The following is a 19,059-nucleotide window of genomic DNA, read 5'->3' as shown; positions in this document are numbered from 1 at the left end:
TCGCTGGCAATAGTCTTCGCTTCCGCGCGAGGGTGATCTATATGCGGTTTACGCCGCCCTCAAGCTTGATTACAGCTATGCGGACGATTCAACGGAACCCGACCGCCACATGGCCGACGACCACATCCGCTACGACATTCTGGCCCAGGAGGCGTTGCGCGGCGTCATGCGCAAGGTCCTGGCCGAGGTCGCGCGCACCGGCCTCCCCGGCAACCACCACTTCTTCATCACCTTCCTGACCGGCGCGCCGGGCGTACGCGTGTCTTCGCGGCTGCGCGAGCGCTATCCCGAGCAGATGACCATCGTCATCCAGTTCCAGTATTGGGACCTGAAGGTGACCGATACCGGCTTCGAGGTTGGCCTGTCCTTCTCCGATGTTCCGGAAAAACTCGAAATCCCGTTCTCGGCCGTGCGCGGCTTCTATGATCCCTCGGTCAATTTCGAACTCGAATTCGACGTCAAGACGGATGGCCCGGCAGCCGAGGAACCGGCTGCGCCAACTCCGGAGCCGCTGACCATCGTCTCCGAGAAAAAGCCGAAGGCCGAGAAGAAGGCCGCCGCCGAGGCGGAGAAGAAGCCCGCGGCCGCGGACGCCGCCACCAAGGGCGCCGAAGTGGTCTCGCTCGACGCCTTCCGCAAGAAATAGGCCGGCGACTTACGCCGTGGCCGAAATCGTCAATCTCCGCCAGGCCCGCAAGCAAAAGGCGCGGGACGAAAAGCTGCGCGCCGCCGAACAGAATCGCGCGCTGCACGGCCGCTCCAAGGCCGAAAAAGAACGCGACCGCATCGCTGCCGACAAGAGCGAAAAATTCGTTGCCGGGCATCGTCGTGAAAAGCCCGGCGACCCTGACCACCTATGAGCCCGGTCGAAAAGCGTTCGGTGACCATTCGCGGCCACCGCACCAGCTACTCGCTCGAAAAACCCTTCTATGACGACCTCGTCGCGATCGCGGCGACCAGAAAGCTGACGCTTGCCGCGCTTGTCGCCGAAGTCGACGAGACAAGGCCCCGCGACACCAACCTGTCCTCTGCGTTGAGGCTCCATGTCCTGGAGTGGGCGAAGCGCGGAACGGATTTCTAGAGGCCCTCGACCGCCGCTTCCTTCTTCCTGCGTCTGGTGCCGAAGCCAAGCAAGGTCGAACGTTCGCGCTCCTCGGCCTGTTTCCTGGACCGCACGCGCATCAAATCCTTCCAGCCGACATAGCCGACCAGCAAGGAGCCTTCGCGAGTGACGACGGGCAGATGAGAGACGTTGGCCGTCAGCAGCTTGTCGGAGAGGCCTTCGAGATATTCGTCCGGATAGGCCAGCGTCACCTTGCTGTCGGCCAGCAGTTCGCCAAGCGTGGTGGTGCGGTGCGTGCCGGCGCGTCTCCAGCGCAATATCGCCGGCGGATCGATGAGGCCCAGCACATGGCCGTGCTCATCGACCACCGGGAAACTCGGATGCCGTGTTTCCGGCCCTGTCAGGAACGCTGCCGCGCCATGCAGCGTCATCGTCGCCGGCACGCTTTCGACCTTTGAGGTCATCACCTCACGCACCCTGGTCAGGGCGAAAGGGTCGACGCGGTATTCGCGAACCAGATGATGTCCCCTTCTGGCGATCTTTTCGGTCAGGATCGACCGCTTCATCAGAAGCACGGTGACGGCGTGCGCCGCGGCGCAGGCAGCAATCAGCGGCACCAGCATATGTGTGTTGCCGGTCAGTTCGACGGCGAAGAACGTGGCGGTCAGCGGCGCACGCATCGTGCCGCCCATCGTGGCGGCCATCGCCAGCAGCGCCCAGAAACCGGGATCCGCGGCAGGCAGAACGCCGGCGAGCACAGCGCCCATAGCCCCACCCATGATCAACAGCGGCGCCAGCACACCTCCCGACGTTCCCGAACCGAGCGCAACCGACCAGATGATCGCCTTGACCACCAGCAGCAGGAGGGCCGCTGTCGCGACGGTGCGGCCATCCAGCATGTCGGTGATGTTGTCATAGCCGACGCCGAGCGCATGCGGCTCGATCAGCCCACCGATGCCGACCACCAGGCCGCCAAGCATCGGCCACCACATCCAGTGGATCGGCAGTTTCTGAAAACCGTCCTCGCAGGCATAGACCATCTGCGTCAGCAGTCCCGACAAAAGTCCTGCACAAACGCCGATCGCCACCCAGCCGGCAAGGCCGACAAAGGACACCTCCATGCCGCCCTGAAACGGAAAGATCGGCCCAGGCAAATGCAGCATGGTGCGCTCGACCTCGGCGATAACAGCCGCCACCGCCACAGGGATGAAGCTGCGCGGGGTCCATTCGAAAAGCAGCAGTTCGACCGCAAGCATGATGGCGGCGATCGGTGTTCCGAACACCGTGGTCATGCCTGCTGCCGCACCAGCCACCAACAGCGTCTTGCGCTCGTTGTCGCTGACCGGCAGCATCTGCGCGATCAGCGAGCCTATCGCACCGCCTGTCATAATGATCGGCCCTTCGGCGCCGAACGGTCCGCCGGAGCCGATCGAGATCGCCGACGACAGCGGCTTCAGGATCGCCACCTTGGCGTCGAGTTTTGAGCGCCCGAGCAGGATCGCCTCGATGGCCTCGGGAATGCCATGGCCGCGGATCTTCTCGCTGCCGAAGCGCGCCATCAGGCCGATGATCAGCGCGCCGATCACCGGAACGATGACGGCGGCGAGCCCAAGCGGCGTGTCCTGGAGTTTCAGGTCGGCAAGCGAGAACTGGCCGAAATAGGCGATGTTGGTGGCCAGCCGGATCAGCTTCAAAAGCGCGATGCCGGCAACCAGTCCGGCTGTCGCCACCACCACGGCAATGGCCGCGACGAGCAGCACCCTGGCGTCCGTGGTGAAATCACGCAGATGCTCCGGGTTCGAGTGAGGGGTCTTCATGGCGGGCTTTGCTTCCTGGCGGCGGGCCGAATGTGGATATGCGGCACGGTCGAAGCGGCCAGCCGGGCTTGTCGATGGATATGTATCGTAACACGATATAAATATTCAAGTCGGTTTCGCCCGAAATCCGTTTGAGCTTTCGCCGGAAAACGAACACATGTCTGATATGTCGCAGCCACAAAAACCACGCCCCGCCATCAGCCAGGCCGATTACCAGCGGCTGTCGGAGTTTCGCTACCTGATCCGCCGGTTCCTCGAATTCAGCCAGGTCCAGGCGGAAGACGCCGGCCTGACCCCGCGCCAGCATCAGGCGCTGCTGGCGATCAAGGGATTCCCCGGCGGCGGCCCGGTGACGGTTGGCGACCTCGCCGAGCGCCTGCGCATCCGCCACCACAGCGCCGTCGAACTGGTCAACCGCCTCGGCGAAGCTGGGCTGGTCACACGAGATCAGGACAAGGACGACCACCGCCGCGTGCTGTTGCAACTGACCGAGCGCGCCGACGATTGCCTGGCCGAACTGTCGGCGGTGCATCTCGACGAACTGTCGCGTATCGAACCGATGCTGCGGCGTCTGCTCGATCTAGATGGAGGGTAGTCGTATCGCCCAGAAAGCTCAGCCTACTGCAGCGACTTCAGCAGATTGTCGATCGTGAACGGATTGGACTTCGGCTTGGCCGGCGGCGGATTGTCGTTGGCTTCCGGCAGCGGCGCCCGCTCCACCTTCGGAGCCTGCTGCGCGGCCTTGCGTTCGGCCTCGAGCCTTGCCTTTTCCTGCGCCGCGATGCGCACAGCCTCTTCAGCCTTCTGCCGCTCCTGCTTGTCGACCTGCGCCTTGGCCGCCTCGTCGGCGGCTTGCTGTTCGGCAGCGGCCTTGGCGTCGGCGTCCGCCTTGGCTTTGGCATCGGCGTCCGCCTTTGCTTTCGCCTCCGCGTCGGCCTGAGCCTTGGCATCGGCATCGGCTTTCGCCTGGGCATCCGCTTCGGCCTTGGCCTTGGCGTCAGCCTCGGCTTTCAGCCGTGCTGCTTCCTCCTGCTTGCGCAATTCCTCGGCGGCCTTATCCCGTTCGGTCTTCAACGCCGCGTAGTAGCGCACCTCGCGCCGAAGCCGCTGCTTTTCCAGCAACGCGGCCTGCATCGCCTCGACGCGCTGCTGCTCTTTCTCCAGCGCGCGCTGGGTCAGGAACTGCGCCAGCGGCTCACTGTCGAATGCTCGTTTGACCGCGCCGAACGGCCCCTCGGCGGTGAAATTCACGACCGGCTCGGAGCCGACCAGTGCCTCGTCGCCAGGCCGATAGGTGATCGCACCCTTGGCCGACACCGTGGCCGCGTTGAGATCCGCCGTGACGTCGGCGGACAAGGTCGCCGCCGGATTTTCCAGGCTGACCGGTGGCGCCCGCAGCGTGCCGCCGGCGACCGTGAAGGCGACGTCGGTATCGCCAGCGGCAAAGCTGCCGTCAGCGGCGATGTCGGGCGCAAAGCCGGCGGTCTTGGCCGTATCGATATCGCGCCCGATCGCATCCGCCTTGGCGAGGAATGCACTGAACGCATCTGGATTGACGCCAGCAACTTTCACGCCCTTCAACGCCGCCGTGCCGGAGCCGGACAAGGCGGCCACCATCCCTTCGACCGATTTGCCGCTGCTTGACAGCGCCGTCGAGAAATCGCCGATGCCGCTGATGCCGGCATCCGGCAGCACGGTCGCCAGATCGGCGCCCGCCAGTTTCATCTGGCCAGAGAACAGGCCGGTGCCGTCATTGTTCTTCAGTTCGAACAGGCCGGTGAGCGCCCCGCCCAGCAATTTCGCCTTCAAATCCGAAACGCGGATGCCTTCCTGGTCGAGCCTGAGCGAAAAGGCGGCATCATAGGCGGTGGCGAACCGACCGGCGGCGAGCGCTGCCGTCGTCAGGTCTAGGTCGGCGGTGAACGGCAGGTTGGATTTCTGGCTGAACGGTGTCGCCGGCCACACGCCACCCTTATTGGTTTCTTCCTTGTCGGCAAGAAAGGCGGAATCGCCGAACAGCGCCACCGCCATCGGATCGAGGTCGAGTTCGTCGAGCATCAGCGCCCCGGCCAGATGCGGCACGCCAGCCTTGCCGTCGACCCCCTCCTTTACATCGATATTGACGTCGCCGGACACCGCCGCTTCGTTGATGGCGCCGTTGAGTTCGTCCAGCACCAGCAGGCCGTTGCCATAGTCGCCCTGTGCCGAAAACGACGTCGACATGCCCGCCCCCATGCCCGGCAGGCCGATACCTGTCGTCATCAGCCATGGCTCGATGTCGGCGGCATCGAGGCTGAGCTTGCCCTTGGCGGCGAAGCCTTGCGGCGTATCGGCGATCGTCCCCTCGAAACCCGCCTTGAAGTCGTTGCCGGCAAGGCTGAAATTCGTCGTCAGGCCGCCACCAAGCGTTCCCTTGGCCTGAATGTCGGTGCTTGCCTCGCCCAGCATGCCGAGCGGCAGTGCCGGCAGGCCGTAGAGGGCCAGCAGCGTGGTGGCATCAGGGTTTTTGGCATTGAAGGTAAGCGCCACCGGCGCTTCGAGAAGCTTGTCCACCGCCCCCTTTCCCGACAGCGATGCGGAAAAGGCCGAGCCGCCGGCCTTGCCTTGTCCGCTCACCGCCAGGCCCGTGGTGCCGTCGCCATTGTCGGCCGCACTCGCCACGAGGTCGACACGCGCATCCTGGAACAGCTCGGGATAGGCTGCGGCACGGCTCGCCAGTCCCTTGAGCACGGCGCTGTCGGGATAATGCCGGGCGGCGACGTCGATCAGCGGCTTCAGATCGACGGCAACCACCGATGCATCGAGCTTGCCGGTCGGGCTCGCCGGGAAATCCTTGATCCTGCCGGTGGCGCTGATCGAGGCGCCGGCCAGCCCGCCCACCGACAGCCGGTCGATTTCGAGCAGCCCGTCGCGCAGCCTGAGCGCCGTGTCGACGGTATCCGCGGTCAACCCGCCAGCGTTGACCGGCCCTGCCTTGATCTGGAAATCGAGGTCGCGGTCGGCAAAGCGATTGGCGCCCTTGTCGCTGACGAAGATCGAGGCGAAGGCCGCCAGCCCGTCGACATCGAGGTCGCCCCCTTCGAGACGCATCAGCACCGAGGGCTTGGCATCGTCGGGCTGGCTGGAATCGATGCGGCCGGAAAACTTCGCCTTGCCCAGGATCAATTCGAGATCGCTGAAGGCCTGGCGCTTCTGCGAGAGGTCGACCTTGGCCTTGAAGCCGGCGGCAGGGAGACGGCGGATCGCCTCGTCGACATCCTTCGACAGCCAGGCGGCAAAGCCGGAGGGTTGCGCCACGGCCAGCAGCAGCGAGCCGTTGAAGCCGAAATGACCCTCCAAATTGAGCACGAGCATGCCATCGGCTTCCAACGTGGTGCGGCCGGGCAAGGTCGCGGCAAGCGATTTCACCGACCAGCCGCCATCGACCGGCTCGGCGGAAAGATGCACGTCGCGCACCGTGGTGTCGCCGACCACCACCGCCGGCAGCTTGACCTCGACAGTGCCGGGAATGGTCGGCCTCGGCATGTCGAGCAGCGCCTGCTCAAACGCCGCGATGCGCTGGTCCAGCGTCAGGCCGGCGCCGGCTTCGGCGCCCACCGCCTCGTCGAACTGCACCTGCGCGCCATTGGCCTCGATGGCGAAACTCGGCTTCAGCCCGAGATCGACAGAAGCCTTGCCATCGGCGATGTAGGGGTTGTCGAGCGGCCCGGTCTCGAAGCGGAACTCGTCGACACCGAGCTTCTCGTGGTCGAGCGAAAATTTGCCGTTCAGCCGAAAGCCCGGATCGGGCTTGCCGGCGGAAACCCTCACCGTCTCGCCATCGGTGCCGCGCAGCTCGGCGCTGTTCTTGTCGGCACCGGAGATCTTGAACTGGCCGGAATAGGCGGCGGCGCCATTGACGATGCCGGCATTGCCGTCGGTTTCGATGACCAGCGGATAGGCGTCCGGATCGGCCTTCAGCCGAAGCCGCATCTGCCCGTTGCCTTCGGCCTTGCCGGTGGAGGCAGTGACCGTGGTGCGAAGACCGTCGAGCCGCAGCGTGCCGTCCATGCGCCATGGCCCGGCCAGAGACTTGGCCGAGATGGTCGAATTGATCTCGGAAAACAGGTGGCTGCGCCCGCCGGCGGCATGGCGCAGTTCGATCTGCCCTTCCGTCACCGTCAGCTTCTCGATCGAGATCTGATTGAGGTCGAAGGGAGAGGACGGCCGCATCGCCCAGTCGACGGTGCCGTCATTGGCGATATCGATGGTCGCTTTCGGCCGCACCAGCCGCATGTCGAAGATCAGCACTTCGCCGCGCAGGAAGGGCGCCAGTTCCGCATCCATCGAAAACGTCTCGACGGTCATGGCCGGCTGGCCATTGGGGCCGCCGGCGACCGCGACGTTCGAGAAGGTCACCGAGGGAAACGGCAACAGCCTTGCCGTGGCGTCGCCCTGCACGGTCACCTTGCGGCCGAGGATGGCGCTGGCCTCGCGCTCGAATTGGGCGCGGTAGCCGGTCCAGTCGATAAAATACGGCACCACCAGCGCCGCACACAGCACCAGCACAAAAAGGCCACCGAAGATCACGAACAGGCGAGCGAGCATCAGCTCCGAATGGGTTGATTGAAATTCTGCCGCACTCTACCCGCATCCGCGTGTCGATAAAGAGGCAATTCATCCAGTGTTGCGCGATGTCTCATCCGCAGTTGCGTGATATCGGGCGATCTGAAACAAATCCCGGCGAAGCGGAGAATTCGGATGTCTGGAAAGAACTGGGATCGCGTGCCGATCGATGCGCAAAGTGTCGACGCCCCGCTGTCGCTTTCGGCGGTCTTTCTTGTCGTCACCGTCGCCAGCGGTCAGACCGCGCTCGCCAAGATAGCCTCCGTGCTCGGCGGCCTCGATGATCTCGTCAAAACCGTCGGGTTCCGCGATCTTTCCGGGCGGCTTTCGTGCATTGCCGGCATCGGCCGCGATCTCTGGGATCGTCTTTCCCCAGATCGGCGACCGCTGGAACTGAAACCGTTTGCGCCGATCAAGGGTGCCGTTCATTCGGCGCCTTCGACCGCCGGCGATCTTCTCTTCCACATCCGCTCCGAGCGGCCCGATATGTGCTTCGAGTTCGAGCGCATTCTGCTCGACAATCTCGGTGATGCCGTGAACGTCGTCGACGAGGTTTCCGGCTTTCGGTACTTCGATGCGCGTGACCTGCTCGGCTTCGTCGACGGCACCGCCAACCCGACCGGGCTGGACCTTCCGGCCTCGGCACTCGTCGGTGATGAGGACGCCGACTTCGCCGGCGGCAGCTATGTCGTCGTCCAGAAATACCTGCACGATCTCCAGGCCTGGGCGCGCATTCCGACGCCCGAGCAGGAAGCGATCATCGGCCGCACCAAGATCGACAACATCGAAATCGATGATGACGACGCACCGCGCAAATCGCACAAGTCGCTGGCCACCATCGAGGATGCCGATGGCAACGAGTACGACATTTTGCGCGACAACATGCCGTTCGGCAGGCCGGGGCAAAAGGAGTTCGGCACCTATTTTATCGGCTACAGCAGGTATCTCTGGGTGATCGAGAAGATGCTGCAGCGAATGTACATCGGTGAGCCGCCGGGCGCTTACGACCGGCTGCTCGATTTCTCCACGCCGCACACCGGCACGACGTTCTTCGCGCCAACCCGCCCCATGCTGCAAACCCTTGTTGAGGGCGCATAGAAGACGCCTGCGACCGCACGGCAGGCCGGCGTCCCAACGATTTCACCCGGCGATTGTCAGAACCCTCAGCGTGCGTCGCGCTTTGCTTGCGCCACTTTGGCCGCCTTGCGCTGCCGGCCAAGCTCCATCGGTCGGACGAGGTCTTGCGCCCTCTGGTTTGCCACCGACCGCATCCCCTTGCGCGCGGTGCGCGAATTGAAAGCAGGGCCTTCCGGCGTCGCCACTTGCTTCATGACAAATACCTTGCGCGCGTTTTCGATCAGCGAAACGCTGGCCGCCAGCTGCCGGCGCCGCTCGGCCTCGCCATTCAGCCGCCGCATGGCCATGGCCAGCACCGCAAGCTTTGTCTGCGAACCGCCATCGGACTTTGAGGGCGCGGCGCCTTTCGGCGCTCCTTTGCCGCGTATCTCACGCTGGCGGCGGTGTGCTTGGGTCTGGGCCTTGTCGCGCCGCTCCCGCAACAGCTTGACCAGGCCGGCAAGATCGGCGTCGGAAAGCTCCTGCACCGCCGGATGGTGCGATTTCTCCACCAGTTCCTGTTCGTCCGCGCTCAGCGCACGCGCCGCTTCCTTGCGTGAAATCGCCATGGCATTCCTCCTCCGCTGGCACGCCTGTCTGTTTCAGGCCATTCGCATGAGTTTCTGCCCCAAAACCGCGTCGGTCAAGAATAGCCCTGCTGACGATGCCGGATGGTCGAATACCGAGCCGCTCAGCCTGTGCATCGGCTGCGCAGATAGGCGCAGACCAGCTCGATGAGTTCCGCTCGCAATTCCGGCGATTGCAGTTCGCCATGTCGCGCTGCGGCATGCACGACCCCTTCGACCGCACCCGACAGCACACGTCCGGCAATGTCGTCGCGCTTGGGATCGGGCTTGCCCGGGGCAGATGCGATCACGGCTTGGTAGCGGCGCAGATACTCCGCCTCGAACTGATCCTGTGTCGAGCGTGCGGCAAGCGGCACCTCGTCGAGCAGGACGCGATGCAGTTCCTGATCGACGCTGTGGGCGGCGACGACGCCATCGACAAGCTTCGCCGCCCGCTGTTCCACCGTGATCACTGCGTCACGCTCATCCGAACCGGATATGGCCGCGAGCACCGCGTCGAGATGGCGTTTTCGGATCTCCTCCGCCAAGGCCAGCTTGTTGGGAAAATACTGGTAGATCGAGCCGACGCTGACACCAGCCGCCGAAGCCGTCTCGTTGGTGGTGAAATGCGCCCACCCACGCCGAGCTAGAACGCGAGCCGCGGCTTCGACAATCGTATCCACGGTTGCGCGGGAACGCAGTTGCCGTGGCGCTTTGCGCACGCTTCCATGCTCTGAGGGAACGCGAGTAGCCATATCAGGGCCTTTTCACCAAAATGCGAGTGTCCGCTCACATTTATCGAGCCAAGCCTGCCACGCAAGTCAATGAGAGGTCGCTATGAGCAACAAGACACTGCTTTTATCCCTGTTCAGCTACAAATCCTGGGCCGACAATGAACTCCTCGCTCTTTTGGCAGAGATCGAAAACGAGACAACCGAGAAGCAGCTTGGCGCGATCCTTGAGACCGTCAATCACGCGCATGTCGTCGACCGGATCTTTGCGTCGAACCTCCAGCAGCAGAAGCACTCCTATCGAGACACGGGCACGAGCAGCACACCGACGCTCGCGGAGCTGTCCAAGGCGATCAAGGACACCGACCGATGGTACCTCCGCTACGTCGAACAGGTCGAACCCGAAGAACTGGCGGAGGCGATCCGTTTTGCCTTTACGGACGGCGCCCCCGGGCAGATGTCACGAGAGGAGATGCTGGCACATGTCATCACCCATGGCGGCTATCATCGCGGTGAGGTCGGACGCATAGTGACACAATTGTCGAAGCCATCGTCGCCCGACACCTTCACGGGTTATCTCCATCAGGCAGAGCCCGCCCGCCGAGCACCGGTGTAATCGGAAACCTTACATTGGAGATGCCGGTTTCCGGCTCCTTCATTGCTGCGGCGGGATAATCCCTACCCTGCTGGCAAGATCTTGCCAGGGTTCATGATATCAAGCGGATCCAGCGCCTGCTTGATGGTGCGCATGATGTCGACGCCGTGGCCTAGCTCATGGCGCAGGAAGCCGATCTTGCCTTGGCCGATGCCGTGCTCGCCGGTGCAGGTGCCGTCCATGGCGATCGCCCGCATATTGAGCCGCGCGACGAACTTTTCCGACAGCGCGATCTCCTTGGGATCGTTCACATCCATCAGCACCAGAACGTGGAAATTGCCGTCGCCGGCGTGGCCGACGATCGGCGCGATCAGGCCCATCTCGGCGATGTCGGCTTCGGTTTCCAGGACGCATTCGGCAAAGCGCGAGATCGGCACGCAGACATCGGTCGACAGCCCCTTGGCGCCCGGCCGCAGTGTCAGCGACGACCAGTAGGCGTCATGCCTGGCCTTCCACAGTTTGGTGCGCTCCTCGGCGACGCTGGTCCACAGGAACGGCCCGCCGCCATTCTCTTCCGCGATCATGCCAAAGGTCTCGGCCTGTTCGGCAACACCGGCATCGCTACCATGAAACTCGACGAACAGGCACGGGCTCTCGGGATAGTCGAGCTTGGAATAATTCTTCATCGCCCGCATCTGCAGCGCGTTGACCAGTTCGATGCGCGCCACCGGGATGCCCATCTGGATCGTCGCGATGACCGCGTTGCAGGCCGCCTCGACGCTCGGAAACGGGCAGACGCCGCCGGAGATCGCCTGCGGGATGCCTTGTAGCTTCACGGTCAGCGAGGTGATGATGCCGAGCGTGCCTTCCGAGCCGACCAGCAGCCGCGTCAGATCATAGCCGGCCGAGCTCTTTTTCGCCCGCTTGCCGGTCGTCACCGTCTCGCCGTCGGCCATGACGGCGGTCAGCGCCAGCACGTTCTCGCGCATCGTGCCGTAGCGCACCGCGTTGGTGCCGGAGGCCCGCGTTGCGGCCATGCCGCCGAGCGAGGCATTGGCGCCGGGGTCGATCGGAAAGAACAGTCCGGTGTCGCGCAGATGCCGGTTCAAATCCTCGCGGGTGACGCCGGGTTCGACCGTGCAGTCGAGATCCTGTGGATTGACCGCCAGGACACGGTTCATGCGCGATGTGTCGACCGATATGCCGCCGCCCGGTGCGTTGGTGTGGCCTTCCAGCGAGGAGCCGACGCCAAAGGCGATCACCGGCACGCGGTGCGCGGCACAGGCCCGCACGATGTCCTGCACCTCGGAGGTCGTCTCGGGAAAGGCGACGCCGTCCGGCGCCTGCGTCGGAATATAGGTGGTGGTGTGGGCATGCTGCGAGCGGATCGCCTGGCCGGTCTGGAATCGCTCGCCGAGCCGTTGCTTGAGGATGCCGAGCACCGCCGCGATGCCTTCCTCGTTGCGTTCGACCGGGTTGAGGTCGCTCAGAGCCATGAATTCCTCCGCGAATGGACCAGCGTCCACGCTTGTTATGCGTCTATGGATGCGTAAAGCAATTCCAGGAAAAGTGTGAAGCGGTTTTCCCGGGAAAACCGCTTAGCGCTTTCCTTGGGGAATTGCGTCAGAACAAATAGAGTCTCCGGAGCCACGCTCTGTCCAGCGCCAGAACAAGGAAGTTTCGATGCCCATCCCCACTCCCTTCGTCTCGAAACCCATGGACATCGAGAAGGACTGGATCGACTACAACGGCCATCTCAACATGGCCTATTACAACGTGCTGTTCGACCGCTGCTCGGACGATGCCTTCGAGGCAATGGGCATGGGACCGAACTATGCCAGGGATCGCCGCCTGACCATCTACACGGCCGAAGTCCATGTCTGCTACGTGCAGGAGCTGCACCTCGAGCACAAGGTCACGGTCTCCTTCCAGCTCATCGACCACGACGACAAGCGGCTGCGGGCCTACCAGGAAATCCGCCATGTCGACGGCTGGCTGGCCGCGACTTCCGAATCGCTGTCGCTGCATGTCAACATGTCCGGGCCGAAGGTCTCACCCTTCCCCGCCGATGTGCTGGCCAGGGTCGAAGCCATGCGCGCCGCCCATTCGGCACTGCCGATGCCGGAACGGGCCGGCCGTTCGATCGGCATCAAACGCAAATAGGGCGAAGCCGACACCTTCTCGTTCCCGGCTTCAAAGCCACACCCGCAATCTAAAATCGCAGAACCCTCCCATCGGCCGGCAGCAGTGCTTGAAGCGACGCGGCGCCCTCGTTAACCTTACCAAGGTTTTAACGGGAACAAGCCATCTGAGCCGTTGCGCGACTCAGCGGGTCGGTCGAAAACGATCCGCATCGAGGTAGCGACACGGGCGGCGCGGCGCCGGTTCGAGGAAAGTGCATGAAAACCGACATCAAGGTCGAGGTGGACAGGCTGGCTGCCGATCCGCGCATCACCGACTACGATTTCTGGCGCTCGCTCAAGAACGTCAACAACGAGATCTTCCACATCGCCAATAGCAACGAGCCGATCCCGTTCGACATGATCCGCTGGCGTGCCATCCTGAAGCAGGCGCGCATGAAACGCGGCCACGCATAAGGCCCTCTCCCTCTACGTCAAGCCTGGCGCCTCAACGCCGCCAGGGCCGAGCGCGCCACCACCGGCGACGACTGGATGATCGCCGTATTGGTCATTGCGTAGGGAATGATCCGGTCGATCACCCGCTCGAGGTCGGCCACCGAGCCGACATGCGCCAGCGCGATGAAACAATCCTCTCCGGTCACCCGGTCGCATTGCACGATCTCCGGCAGTTCGCGGATGATCTCGGCCACGACGGCCAGTTGCCCCGGCACCGGCCGGATGCGCAGCCATGCCGACAGCGGCAGGCCAAGTGCCGCCGGGTTGATCCTGGCCGAATAGGCCTCGATGACGCCGCTTTCCAGTAGCCGCTTGATGCGCTCTGCCACGCTCGGCGCCGACAGGCCGACCGAGCGTGCCAGTTCCGCCGTGCTGGTGCGCGCGTCCTTTTCCAGCAGACGCAGGATCTTCATGTCGGCGGCATCGAGATCGGCTTTTTCAGTTCGAAGGCGTTTCATGGGACGCTGATCGGCGTCGTCGTGCTGCGCCAGATGCCAAGTTTTACCGATTGCCTCGGCATTGCGCTGGTGGTCGCCGGCGTCGCCTTCCACAAGCCGGCGAACACGGATTAGACGAACGCCCTATGCCAGTTTCTGCTTGAGGAAGGCGATCGTTCTGCCCCAGGCCAGGTCGGCCGCCTTCTTGTCGTAGCGCGCTGCCGACGTGTCGTTGTTGAAGGCATGGTTGGCTCCTTCATAGACATAGACCGTGTATTCGACATGCGCCGCGTCGAGTTCCTTCTTGAAGGCGTCGATGCCGGCATTGATGCGCTCGTCCAGTCCGCCATAGTGCAGCAGCAAGGCCGCCTTGATCTTGGATACATCGGCGGCCTTCGGTTGCATGCCGTAATAGGCAACGCCGGCACTGAGATCGGGCGCGTTGATGGCCAGCATGTTGACCGTGCCGCCACCCCAGCAGAAGCCGATGGCGCCGACCTTGCCGTTGCCGTCCTTGTCGCTCTTGAGGAAAGCGACGGTCGCAACACCGTCGGCGATGGTCTGCGCCGGGTCGAGCTTGGCGAACATGTCGCGCGCCTTGTCTTCATCGGTCGGCGTTCCCCCGAGCGGCGACAGGAAATCCGGCGCCAGCGCCACGAACCCCTCCAGCGCCACGCGTCGCGTCACATCGCGGATATGCGGGTTGAGCCCCCTGTTCTCATGCACGACGATCACCGTCCCAAGCTTGCCCGCCTTGTCCGCGGGCTTGACTAGGTAGCCCTTCATCTCGCCGCTGCCGCCGGGATAGCTGATGTCCTCGCCCTTCACCCGCGGATCGTTGTCGGCGACAACAGCCGCTTGCGCCGAATTTGCCGCCAGAAGCGGCGCGATCGCGGCGGCCGCCGCACCCGATCCGGCAAGCCGGGTCAACTGCTCCATGAACCGGCGGCGATCGAGCGTCAGATGCGTATATTCGTCATAGGCGTCGATCATCGCCTGGGTGATAGCGGGCTTGGCGTCGGGTTTCGTCATGGATGGGGTCCTCTGCTTCGGGCTTTAGTTCCCAGCTACATAGGGACCAAGCCGGCATGATCCAGTCGAGCACTCATCGCGGCCGCCGATTGCCTCAGGGCGCAGGGCGCCGGCCGCGCCCGAGCAGTAAAGCCGGCGCCATGCGCGGCCATGTCATCACTTTTTGGTCATTGGCGATAAATCCTGCTAGCGCTGCCACAATCGTGAGGGAAGGTAGCTATCGACCAGTATCTGGCCGTGTGCCCACACGTCAGACCCAGAAGGAAGCGATGACCATGACCATGCCTTCCCCGATCCTCGCCAGCGCGCTCGTCCTTGCGGCGACCGCCGCTTTGGCCCTGTGCTCGATGGTTCTGAACGCAGGCAGACGATCGTTGACCAGGGTCCGCACTGAGCGGAACCGCAACACGAAAACCCAGGGCTGAGTGACGCCATGAACGTCCAGGACATCGTCAACACCGTTTCGCAGAAGGCGGGCCTCGACCACGCGACGACGGAGAAAGTCGTCGGCACCATCTTCTCGGTGCTCGAACACGAGGCGGAAGGCACAAGCGCCTAGGCGTTCTTCGCCAGGATCCCCGACGCCGACGACCTCGCCCATCAATATGACGTCATGGCTGCCGCTCCGGCCGGCGGTGGCGGTTTTCTGTCGTCGTTGCAGGGCGCGCTTGGCGGCGTTCTCGGCGAGAAGGCCGGCGCGCTGATCAACGGCGTCGCCTCGCTCAAGGCATCCGGGCTCGACATGGCGCAGATCCAGAAGGCCGGCGCGACGCTGATCCAGCAGGCCGAAGCTGCCGCCGGCCCCGACCTGACCAACAAGGTGCTCGGCTCGGTGCCCAGCCTGAAGGGCCATCTGGGGATTGGCTGATCGACAATCGGGCCGATCGGAAGATTTGCCGCCCCTCATCGCCCAGTCGGGCACTTTTCCCCGTCACTATGCGGGGAAAAGATACCGGCACAGATGATGGGCGGCGCGACCTCTGAGAGATCGCGCCCCCTGCGCCCCTACTTCGGCAGCGCGTAGGCGATCACATAGTCCCCGGGCTTGGTGCCGACCGAACCGTGGCCGCCGGCGACGATGACCACGAACTGGCGGCCGTCGGCCACCGTATAGGTCATCGGCGTCGATTGCCCGCCGGCCGGCAGCCGCGCCTGCCACAGCTGCTTGCCCGATGTCAGGTCGTAGGCGCGCAGATAGTCGTCGACCGCCGCCCCCAGGAAGGCGACGCCGCCAGCGGTGATCATCGGCCCGCCAATGCCCGGCACCCCGACCTTCAGCGGCAGCGGCAGCGGCGTCATATCGTAGACAGTGCCGTTGCGATGCATGTAGGCGATCTTGCCGGTCCTGAGATCGGCGCCGGCGACATAGCCCCAGGGCGGCGCCTGGCAAGGAATGCCGAGCGGCGACAGGAACGGTCCCATCACCACCGCATAGGGCGCGCCCTCGTTGCGGTTCAGCCCCTGCTCGCTGCCGCGCCCCTCGTCCGGTGGCGGCACCTGATCGCGCGGAATGAGCTCCGACTTGAACGCCAGATAGGTCGGCATGCCGAACAGCACCTGCCGGACCGGGTCAACGGCGACGCCACCCCAGTTGAAGGTGCCGAAATTGCCGGGATAGATCAGCGAGCCCTGGACGGAAGGCGGCGTATAGCGACCCTCATAGCGCAGGCCCTGGAATTCGATCCGGCAGGCCAACTGGTCGAACATGGTTAGGCCCCACATGTCGGCGCCGGTGAGCGGCTTCGGCATGAAGGTGAGATCGGAGACCGGCTGCGTTGGCGATGTGTGGTCACCTTCGATCGCGCCGCCGGGCGCCGGCACTTCGTTGACCGCAATGACCGGCTCGCCGGTGCGGCGGTCGAGCACATAGAGGTCGCCCTGCTTGGTCGGCCCGACCAGCGCCGGCACCACCGTGCCGTCGGGTTTGGTGATGTCGATCAGGCTCGGCTGCGCCGGCACGTCCATGTCCCAGAGATCGTGGTGCACGGTCTGCCGCACCCAGCGCACCTGCCCGGTGTTAAGGTCGAGCGCGGTGATCGACGACGAGAACTTCTCGACATTGGCGCTGCGCCCGGCGCCGAGCTGGTCCGGCGTCTGGTTGCCGAGCGGCACGTAGAGCAGGCCGAGCTTCTCGTCGGCGCTCGGCGTCGACCACATGTTGGGCGAGTTGGCGGTATAGGTCTGGCCGGCCGGCAGCGGCGTCGTCTGGTCCGGATTGCCGGAATCCCAGTTCCAAACCAGCGCGCCGGTGGCGGCGTCGTAGGCGCGGATGACGCCGGACGGCTCCTGCGTCGAATAATTGTCGTTGACCGCGCCGCCGACGATGATCTTGCCGCCTGAGATCAGCGGGGCCGAGGTCGAGTAATAATAGCCCGACTTCGGATAGGGCATGTTGGTCAGAAGGTTCAGCGTGCCGCCCTCGGCGAAAGCCGGGCAGATCTGCCCGTTGGCGGCATCGAGCGCGATCAGCCGCGCATCCGAGGTCGGCAGATAGGTGGGAACTCGGGCCTCGCGGCGGCATCGGCGTAATAGGCCACGCCGCGGCAGGTCTGGTGCTGGCGGTCCTTGTCGAGCTTGACCTTGGGATCGAAGCGCCATTTCTCCTTGCCGCTCGCCGCATCGATGGCGATGGCGAAATTATGCGGCGTGCAGATGTAGAGCGTGTCGCCGATTTTAAGCGGCGTCACCTGGTAGGTGGTCTCGCCGACATCGTCGGGACCCTTCACATCGCCGGTCTGGTAGGTCCAGGCAGGCTGCAGCTTGGCGACATTGTCCGGCGTGATCTGGTCGAGCGGCGAATAGCGCTGGCCGAACTGCGTGCGGCCGTAATAGTGCCATTCGCCGGCCGGCACATCATTGCCGAGATTGGCGTTGGCGACCACCTTGTCGGTGCCGAGTTCGCCGGCGATGTCCTTCGGGTCCGAAGTCATCGAATAACCGGCGACGGCCAATGATGCCAGCACGGCAAGGATCAGCGGCGCGCGCCCGTCAGGGCCGACGAGACCCCGCCTCGCCCACGGCGTCAGCAGCCAAAAAGCGAGAAGCACGATGATGCCGCCGCGAGGCCCGAGTTCCCACCAGTCGAAGCCGGATTCCCAGACCGCCCAGGCCAACGTGCCGAGCACGATCACCGCGTAGAGCCACAGTGCGGTGGACCGGCGCCGGTAGAGCAGCCAGGCGGCGATCAGGAAGGCAAGGCCGGCAACGACATAGTACCAGCTGCCGCCCAGCATCGCCAGGCGGATGCCGCCGCCGCCGAGTGCCAGGCCGATGAGGAAAAGAATGAGGGAGGTGATGGTGACAGCCAAGATGATACTCCTTCGACTGTTGCGCTTCGCGGCTTCGACTGTTGCGCTTCGCGGCGCGGCCATGGCAACCCGGCATTGCGTCGCTGCCCGAAGCACAACTTTCTCCTGACGGTCCCGCCTGTCAAGCACGGGCCTCAAGCGCAAGCCGGAATGGTCCATCGCCATTGGCATAACATCGACCGCACTGGGAGCGCGGGGCAGCAATCGGGCACTTTAGCGGAACAAAACGTAGACAGTTCTGGTCTTTCCCCACCGAATCACTACATTCGGGGCAATGTCCGGCTTTTCCGAAGACATGCCCTTTTTCGACGAACCCAATGCGCGGCCCACGGCCCCGTCGGGCATCGCCGCGCGCGCCATGGCTGCCCGCAGCGGCCATAGCGATGCGCGCGACTATCTCAAGGGGCTGAACCCCGAGCAGCGGCTGGCGGTGGAAACCACCGAAGGGCCGGTTCTGGTGCTGGCCGGAGCCGGCACCGGCAAGACCCGCGTGCTGACCACCCGCATCGCTCACATCCTTTCAACCCACAAAGCTAAGCCCTGGGAAATCCTCGCGGTGACCTTCACCAACAAGGCCGCGCGCGAGATGAAGATCCGCATTGGCGTGCTGATCGGCGAAGGCAATGTCGAGGGCATGCCATGGCTCGGCACCTTCCACTCGATTGGCGTGAAGCTGCTTCGCAGACATGCCGAACTCGCCGGTTTGCGCTCCGACTTCACCATCCTCGACACCGACGACGTCGTGCGGCTGATCAAGCAGCTGATCCAGGCCGAAGGTCTGGACGACAAGCGCTGGCCGGCCAAGCAGTTCGCCCAGATGATCGACGGCTGGAAGAACAAGGGGCAAGGCCCGGCCGACATCGCCGAGGGCGACGCCCGCGCCTTCGCCAACGGCAAGGGCCGCGAACTCTACAAGGCCTATCAGGAGCGGCTGAAGACGCTGAACGCCTGCGATTTCGGCGATCTGCTGTGCCACCCGATCCGCATCTTCCGCGCCAATCCGGACGTGCTCAAGGAATACCACAAGCGCTTCAAATACATCCTCGTCGACGAGTACCAGGACACCAACACCGCCCAGTACATGTGGCTGCGCCTCCTGGCGCAAAGGCCGCAAGGCAAGCCGATCTCCCCCCTTGAGGGGGAGATGTCCGGC

Annotated in this window: 18 protein-coding genes and 2 pseudogenes; 12 read left to right on the top strand and 8 right to left on the bottom strand. The window is 64.1% G+C overall.

The window, feature by feature from the left end; translation table 11 throughout:
- The first annotated feature begins 109 nt into the window (after window positions 1-109).
- From EOB80_RS18470 to EOB80_RS18460, 3 genes are read left to right on the top strand one after another with little or no spacing between them, the layout of a single operon-like run.
- A complete protein-coding gene (locus EOB80_RS18470; RefSeq protein ID WP_127328908.1) occupies window positions 110-646 on the top strand; it encodes an SspB family protein in 537 nt (178 codons plus the stop codon).
- Window positions 647-662: 16 nt separating this feature from the next.
- A complete protein-coding gene (locus EOB80_RS18465; RefSeq protein WP_127271798.1) occupies window positions 663-860 on the top strand; it encodes a DUF4169 family protein in 198 nt (65 codons plus the stop codon).
- A complete protein-coding gene (locus EOB80_RS18460; protein ID WP_127328907.1) occupies window positions 857-1,081 on the top strand; it encodes a ribbon-helix-helix domain-containing protein in 225 nt (74 codons plus the stop codon). The genes EOB80_RS18465 and EOB80_RS18460 overlap by 4 nt, the downstream gene beginning before the upstream one ends.
- Here EOB80_RS18460 and EOB80_RS18455 read toward each other — a convergent pair.
- Complete coding sequence (locus EOB80_RS18455) at window positions 1,078-2,880, bottom strand: chloride channel protein (RefSeq protein WP_127328906.1); 1,803 nt, start codon at window positions 2,878-2,880, stop codon at window positions 1,078-1,080. The genes EOB80_RS18460 and EOB80_RS18455 overlap by 4 nt on opposite strands.
- A gap of 157 nt (window positions 2,881-3,037) precedes the next feature.
- Here EOB80_RS18455 and EOB80_RS18450 point away from each other — a divergent pair, with 157 nt between their 5' ends.
- Window positions 3,038-3,475: a helix-turn-helix domain-containing protein gene (locus tag EOB80_RS18450; protein WP_127328905.1), complete on the top strand. Its 438-nt coding sequence runs from the start codon at window positions 3,038-3,040 to the stop codon at window positions 3,473-3,475.
- 23 nt (window positions 3,476-3,498) lie between these two features.
- Here the strand turns inward: EOB80_RS18450 and EOB80_RS18445 are convergent, their stop codons facing one another.
- A complete protein-coding gene (locus EOB80_RS18445; protein WP_127328904.1) occupies window positions 3,499-7,467 on the bottom strand; it encodes an AsmA family protein in 3,969 nt (1,322 codons plus the stop codon).
- A gap of 153 nt (window positions 7,468-7,620) precedes the next feature.
- On the opposite strand from EOB80_RS18445, the gene EOB80_RS18440 reads away from it, so the two are divergent.
- Window positions 7,621-8,583 carry a Dyp-type peroxidase gene (locus EOB80_RS18440; RefSeq protein ID WP_127328903.1) on the top strand — a complete coding sequence of 321 codons (963 nt, stop codon included), beginning with the start codon at window positions 7,621-7,623 and terminating at the stop codon, window positions 8,581-8,583.
- Between the two features lie 65 nt (window positions 8,584-8,648).
- On the opposite strand, the gene EOB80_RS18435 is transcribed toward EOB80_RS18440, so the two are convergent.
- Both EOB80_RS18435 and EOB80_RS18430 read right to left on the bottom strand, forming a co-directional pair.
- Window positions 8,649-9,170, bottom strand: a complete 522-nt coding sequence (locus EOB80_RS18435) for a hypothetical protein (RefSeq protein WP_127328902.1) — start codon at window positions 9,168-9,170, stop codon at window positions 8,649-8,651.
- 122 nt (window positions 9,171-9,292) lie between these two features.
- On the bottom strand, window positions 9,293-9,889 hold the full coding sequence (locus EOB80_RS18430) for a TetR/AcrR family transcriptional regulator (RefSeq protein WP_206516822.1): 597 nt from the start codon (window positions 9,887-9,889) through the stop codon (window positions 9,293-9,295).
- A gap of 115 nt (window positions 9,890-10,004) precedes the next feature.
- Here EOB80_RS18430 and EOB80_RS18425 point away from each other — a divergent pair, with 115 nt between their 5' ends.
- Window positions 10,005-10,514: a DinB family protein gene (locus tag EOB80_RS18425; protein WP_127328901.1), complete on the top strand. Its 510-nt coding sequence runs from the start codon at window positions 10,005-10,007 to the stop codon at window positions 10,512-10,514.
- 62 nt (window positions 10,515-10,576) lie between these two features.
- Here the strand turns inward: EOB80_RS18425 and EOB80_RS18420 are convergent, their stop codons facing one another.
- Window positions 10,577-11,989, bottom strand: coding sequence for an FAD-linked oxidase C-terminal domain-containing protein (locus EOB80_RS18420; RefSeq protein WP_127328900.1), 1,413 nt, complete (start codon window positions 11,987-11,989; stop codon window positions 10,577-10,579).
- Between the two features lie 187 nt (window positions 11,990-12,176).
- Between EOB80_RS18420 and EOB80_RS18415 the strand changes: the two genes are divergently transcribed.
- A complete protein-coding gene (locus tag EOB80_RS18415; protein WP_127328899.1) occupies window positions 12,177-12,656 on the top strand; it encodes a thioesterase family protein in 480 nt (159 codons plus the stop codon).
- A gap of 236 nt (window positions 12,657-12,892) precedes the next feature.
- Complete coding sequence (locus EOB80_RS18410) at window positions 12,893-13,090, top strand: hypothetical protein (protein WP_056582983.1); 198 nt, start codon at window positions 12,893-12,895, stop codon at window positions 13,088-13,090.
- A 17-nt stretch (window positions 13,091-13,107) separates the two neighbouring features.
- On the opposite strand, the gene EOB80_RS18405 is transcribed toward EOB80_RS18410, so the two are convergent.
- Window positions 13,108-13,587 carry an Lrp/AsnC family transcriptional regulator gene (locus EOB80_RS18405; RefSeq protein ID WP_127328898.1) on the bottom strand — a complete coding sequence of 160 codons (480 nt, stop codon included), beginning with the start codon at window positions 13,585-13,587 and terminating at the stop codon, window positions 13,108-13,110.
- A gap of 3 nt (window positions 13,588-13,590) precedes the next feature.
- Here EOB80_RS18405 and EOB80_RS35350 point away from each other — a divergent pair.
- Window positions 13,591-13,701, top strand: a pseudogene (locus EOB80_RS35350) (EamA family transporter); the annotation flags it as partial.
- A 9-nt stretch (window positions 13,702-13,710) separates the two neighbouring features.
- Here the strand turns inward: EOB80_RS35350 and EOB80_RS18395 are convergent.
- Window positions 13,711-14,598: a dienelactone hydrolase family protein gene (locus tag EOB80_RS18395; RefSeq protein WP_127328897.1), complete on the bottom strand. Its 888-nt coding sequence runs from the start codon at window positions 14,596-14,598 to the stop codon at window positions 13,711-13,713.
- Window positions 14,599-15,031: 433 nt separating this feature from the next.
- Between EOB80_RS18395 and EOB80_RS35885 the strand changes: the two genes are divergently transcribed.
- On the top strand, window positions 15,032-15,157 hold the full coding sequence (locus EOB80_RS35885; RefSeq protein ID WP_281058031.1) for a hypothetical protein: 126 nt from the start codon (window positions 15,032-15,034) through the stop codon (window positions 15,155-15,157).
- Window positions 15,158-15,211: 54 nt separating this feature from the next.
- Window positions 15,212-15,466, top strand: coding sequence for a hypothetical protein (locus EOB80_RS35345; RefSeq protein ID WP_245466379.1), 255 nt, complete (start codon window positions 15,212-15,214; stop codon window positions 15,464-15,466).
- A 137-nt stretch (window positions 15,467-15,603) separates the two neighbouring features.
- Here the strand turns inward: EOB80_RS35345 and EOB80_RS18380 are convergent.
- Window positions 15,604-17,906, bottom strand: a pseudogene (locus EOB80_RS18380) (glucose/quinate/shikimate family membrane-bound PQQ-dependent dehydrogenase).
- A 274-nt stretch (window positions 17,907-18,180) separates the two neighbouring features.
- On the opposite strand from EOB80_RS18380, the gene EOB80_RS35340 reads away from it, so the two are divergent.
- Window positions 18,181-19,059, top strand: an 879-nt coding sequence (locus tag EOB80_RS35340) for a UvrD-helicase domain-containing protein (protein WP_245466378.1), incomplete at its 3' end; no start/stop codon positions are given.

The organism is Mesorhizobium sp. M7A.F.Ca.MR.245.00.0.0 (assembly GCF_003997415.1).
GTDB lineage: Bacteria > Pseudomonadota > Alphaproteobacteria > Rhizobiales > Rhizobiaceae > Mesorhizobium.
This window is presented reverse-complemented; position numbering and strand designations above follow the sequence as displayed.